4 protein-coding genes are annotated in these 4,628 nt (G+C 49.1%); all 4 read right to left on the bottom strand.

Features of this window, described 5'->3' with window-relative positions:
* Positions 1-70: 70 nt before the first annotated feature.
* Entirely contained in the window at positions 71-2,758 is a 2,688-nt protein-coding gene (locus RUMCAL_RS11270) for a glycoside hydrolase family 9 protein (RefSeq protein WP_021683011.1), read from the bottom strand.
* A 177-nt stretch (positions 2,759-2,935) separates the two neighbouring features.
* Complete coding sequence (locus RUMCAL_RS11265; protein ID WP_021683010.1) at positions 2,936-3,709, bottom strand: hypothetical protein; 774 nt, start codon at positions 3,707-3,709, stop codon at positions 2,936-2,938.
* 164 nt (positions 3,710-3,873) lie between these two features.
* Positions 3,874-4,125: a spore coat protein gene (locus RUMCAL_RS11260; protein WP_040648061.1), complete on the bottom strand. Its 252-nt coding sequence runs from the start codon at positions 4,123-4,125 to the stop codon at positions 3,874-3,876.
* Between the two features lie 216 nt (positions 4,126-4,341).
* On the bottom strand, positions 4,342-4,515 hold the full coding sequence (locus RUMCAL_RS15995; protein ID WP_021683007.1) for a hypothetical protein: 174 nt from the start codon (positions 4,513-4,515) through the stop codon (positions 4,342-4,344).
* Positions 4,516-4,628: the final 113 nt, after the last annotated feature.

The following is a 4,628-nucleotide window of genomic DNA, read 5'->3' as shown; positions in this document are numbered from 1 at the left end:
TCTTACGCACAAGCTTTATGCAGTGTTTCCCTTATACAGTTTTTCGCGTGTCGTTCAGACATCACCGGAATCATTCTGCACTGGGCAGAGAATTGATGATGTGTACCAAGAACCGCAGCAGTACAACTGCATCATTGGAATCGATCTCGTTGCTGCCGTCACAGTCTGCATTCTGCTTGGCATCGCCCTCCAGAACTACGGCTCCGGCAACCGACTTATTCAGAAGCACAGCATCGGTGATGTCCACTCTGCCGTCCAGATTGGTATCGCCATAGAGGACTGCTCCTGACGGTGTAGGCTGTCCGGAAGCGGTGGTGGTGGTTGTGGTAATAGGTGAAGTTTCTGTTGTACTCTCATGATCTTCAACAGTAACCTTGAAAGAAACCTCGGCAAAGGACAACCGGTAGTTCAAGATCAAATCCGAGCTTGCTTTCACACGAATGGTATATGTGCCCGACTTGGAACTGTCAAATTCCGAAGTGTCTATGGTGAATTTATCCGGATAATCGGCGGGCGATACCTTGTCATAGATCACATCACAGCTGTCTTTTCCGTGATAGTACTTCAGGGAAATTCGCAGTCCGGTGAGATCCAGATCCTCCCCAACACGATAGGTCAGCTTCTCCGGCTCATCGTCCAGCAGAAGTGCACCCGCGGATTCATAGATAATTTCGTTCGAAGTGGTCGTCATTGTAGCTCTTGTTGTCGTTGTGGTGGTCTGTTCTGTAGTCGTCGTCGTTGTTGTTGTTGTAACTGCCGGATCCGGCTTGGTGCCGTCCGGCTCTACGCCCCAGATCAGAGTGTCGCCGTCATACATGGTGATATGGTCGGTTGCCACCATAGCATCTTCGCCGCCCTGTTCCAGACCGGCATAGGAATAGTCGTTTGTCGGATCCCAGACACCCTGAATGTTGTCCGGAATCGAAATGCGGAACTGGCACTCGCTGCGGTGTTCCGACTGACCGGTAGGCATTACCACGCTGCCGTCTGCAAAGGACAGCTTGACATAGTAGATATTGCCGCTGTACTGGATCGGATCAGAAATAGAGATCTTGCCCTTATCGCTGCTGTGCTGGTCGTAGCCGATCTTTACAGAAACGTCATTGATCGAATAACCTGCATCGACCAGTTCGCTGATGTCGAAGTAATAGTTATAGGACAGGTTCTTGATGGTTCTTGCCGGCCATGCACTGTGGTTCATGGCAAAGGCTTTCAGTTCAGTATAGCTGGAAGCCGACTGGTTCACAGAAGCCTTCATGAAGAATTCGTCCCACTTCGGAGTTTCTGTCGGCGGGAAGTCAGGGTCAGAGGTGCCGCCGTACTTTTCTACCATTGCACAGAGTGCTGCGGTATAGCCGGCGTTATAGTCGATCGCAACTTCAGTATACTGATAGTCGCCGATCTTGTCAGAATAGCTGTCCTTCTGATCCGGACCGCCGACCAGTGCACCGTACAGAATGTGTGCGTGGGGCTTGGCATCTTCGCCCTCGGTCTGTCCGATGTTGCTCCACTTGTCATTCCATGCACCGCTGGAAGTTCTGTGGTGCCATGCCTGCGGATAATCGTCACCCATGCCGACCACATAGCTAAAGTTTTTGGAGTTGTCGCCGAAGCAGTAGTTCATGACATCGTCAGCAAACTTGGTGTACTTTTCAGCCTTGGCGGTATCGTCCTGATACAGCTGATCGACTGCCACATATGCCAGAAATGCAGTCGTGGTAGCGTGGCGGAGAGAACCCCACTGGAACAGCCACGGCAGACCGTCCGGTGTATAGGTGATCTGCTTGCCGCCGTAACCAGTCGTCCAGTATTCCAGATGCTTGGTGAACTGGTCTTTCCACTGGGATTCGCCGGTGTTGATCGCATACAGCAGCACGCCGCCCTGCATCACATCGTCCCAGCACATGCCCCATGTGTACTTCATTTCGCTGGACTGTTCTTCCTTGCCCAGATTCGGGATATAGTCGGTCTTGCACAGATCCAGATACTTCTGCTCGCCGGTTGCCATGTACAGCCAGTTTGCAGCATAGAACAGATCATCATAGAATGTGGTGATCTTGTAGTACGGCTGTTCTGCGGCATCATCGCCGATCGCACGCAGCTTGTCGGCACGGTCGAACAGGTCAATGGCGTGTTCCAGATATTCCTTTGCCTTTTCCGGCTTGGAGTCCTTGAAGTTCAGATAGCCGGTGCAGAGTGCCGCCGCCATGTCGGCCTGAATGCAGCTGTCCTCACAGGTATAGTACGGACGCTCAGTTTCGCCCTTCATTAGTTCGTACTTGTCCATGTATACTTCGGCAGAGCCCCACCATACGTGGTCGAACGAGCCGTCGCCGATCATATAGACAATGTTGTCACCCTGATCGCAGCCCACCAGATAATCCAGTGCAAACTGGAGGTTGTTCTCATACATGGTACGCTGACCAGCCTTTTCCACACCGTCGCCGTAGTTCAGCAGACCCCAGCCCAGCAGTGCTGCGGAGTACGCATTGGTCAGTGTGAATTTCAGGTGATCTCCGGCATCAAACCAGCCGCCTGTCACATAGTCGTTGGTCATGCAGTCCGAACGCCAGCTGACTTCGTTCCAATCCGGCTTTTTGCCGCTCTGCTGCACCTCGTAGAAAAACATCGACTTCTGGAGAGCCTCTCCATAGTTGTACTTGCTGTCAGCAGCGGTCACCGTTGCCGCAGGAATTGCCGAAGCCATTCCGGTCACTGCCAGCACTGCGGCAGAAATCGCCGCGATCCACTTCTTCATAGACAATCAATCCTTCCTTTCCAAAAAACGCTCCTGCTCTTACAGGCAAAAAATTGTCCAATTATTTTTATTGTATCATATCTTGCGTGAGATGTCAAGATTTTTTGTGCAGCCTGTCAAAATCAACGTCGAAAAAGCTACCGCAAAATCGGATTGCACATCTTATGCAATGTCGTATCACCCTGTGCAGCTAAAAATTTCTGAGGATAGAATACTATGAAAATGAGCATCACTGCCATTTTTGATCTGCTTATAATCTTCATCATCATAGACATACATACGCAATGTTATTTCGCCGTCAATTTGCTCCAAATGATCTTTCAAGCCGTCAAATTCTCTGGATAGATCCTCATGCTGCATATACTCTGATTCTGAAATCATCAACTGAAAACAGGCGGCTAAGCTTCTGTCTTTTGAAGTGAATGAAACAAATGTATCCGCCGTGAGATCGGCAGAATATTCTGACGGAAAGCATAGCTCCGTACAACTGTACTCTATGATATGATCCTGAAAACCGGCTTGCAGGATATATGGTTCTATCCACTGTATCGTTTTATCTTTCATGAATTTCCCATAATAGGATTCGTTTTTTACGTATAATTCTATTTCCTTGTCCGCCCGTTTTCCGTACACTTCGGCATTGCACACCGTATAATCCTCGTCATCTGTAATGCTGACAGTGCAATTATAATAGGGTTCTGCCGACGGATCCGGTCCTAAAAAAACGCCCCCGGCAATAGACCGGTCTGTAACAGCAGCTTGTACATCATACTTTTCTTTAAAATATGCTTCGACAACAGCATCTGCATCGTCCGCAAGCTGCTCTAATTCCGTTTCAGAAACATGCGATGCATCTTTTGTGTTTTCATAGAAACAGCCTGTAAAACCAGTGATGCTAATTGCGATAAGTCCAGAAAGCAGCAATACATGGAATAAAAAATTTCGTTTCATATTACACCCTCTATTTTACACCATACGATATTTTAAGGAAACACCGTGCAAAGCCTGCCGGCTTTGTACAGCGTTGCCTGTATTGTATCATGCCCTGTATCAGATGTCAAGGACAACACCGAAAAAAGCTGCCGCAAAAACGCGGCAGCTTTTTTGTGTCTGCGTCAGCCCTGCATCGACTGGAACTTCTTCTTGACCGCCTGTACCTTTGTCATCTCGGCACGGTCGGTGGGATACCAGCCCTTTGCCGCCATTTTGTCGTACAGGGTATCCTGCATGGCGAGGGAATCGCTCAGTGCATAACTGAACGTCTGGTGCACGTTGCTGGTGCTGGACTCGATCACGCCGTGTACATACAGGTCGCAAACGCCCTTTTCCAGCAGCAGGATATTTTCCATTACATTTTTATCGTCCATGGAAGTAACCTCCTTTTCCATTGCGAATTAAGGAAACACTGCATAAAGCCCGCCTGACGGCTTTGCACGCAATCTGCGTACAGATTTTCCCGTCATATTGCCCAGAAATCCCTTGCCATAATAATTGCCATACATCAAGTCTGCCTGCGGAATTTCTGACAATCTGCCAAAAAATCTGACTACGCATCTTACGCACAAGCTTTATTCAGTGTTTCCTTAAAGCAGTCCGTAAAAATTCCGGAACAGCTGGCGGTGCTTCTCCGCCATTTGCGTCACACACTGTTTCAGGTCTTCGTCCTGCATCTGTGCGGCAGCCTCCATGCACTTGGTCTGAAAATACTTCTCATGTCCCAGTGCGTCCTCTACATACAGCAATTCTTTACTGGTCATCTGATCTTCACCTCCGCATTTTTCACCGCAGGATCGCTTCGTGCGGTATTGTGGAAACACTGCATAAAGCCCGCCTGATGGCTTTGCACGCAATCTGCTTGCAGATTTTCCGT

It is taken from the genome of Ruminococcus callidus ATCC 27760 (assembly GCF_000468015.1).
GTDB classification, from domain to species: Bacteria; Bacillota; Clostridia; order Oscillospirales; family Ruminococcaceae; genus Ruminococcus_C; species Ruminococcus_C callidus.
Note: the sequence above shows the minus strand (reverse complement) of the source record. Positions and strands in the feature narration are given on the sequence as shown.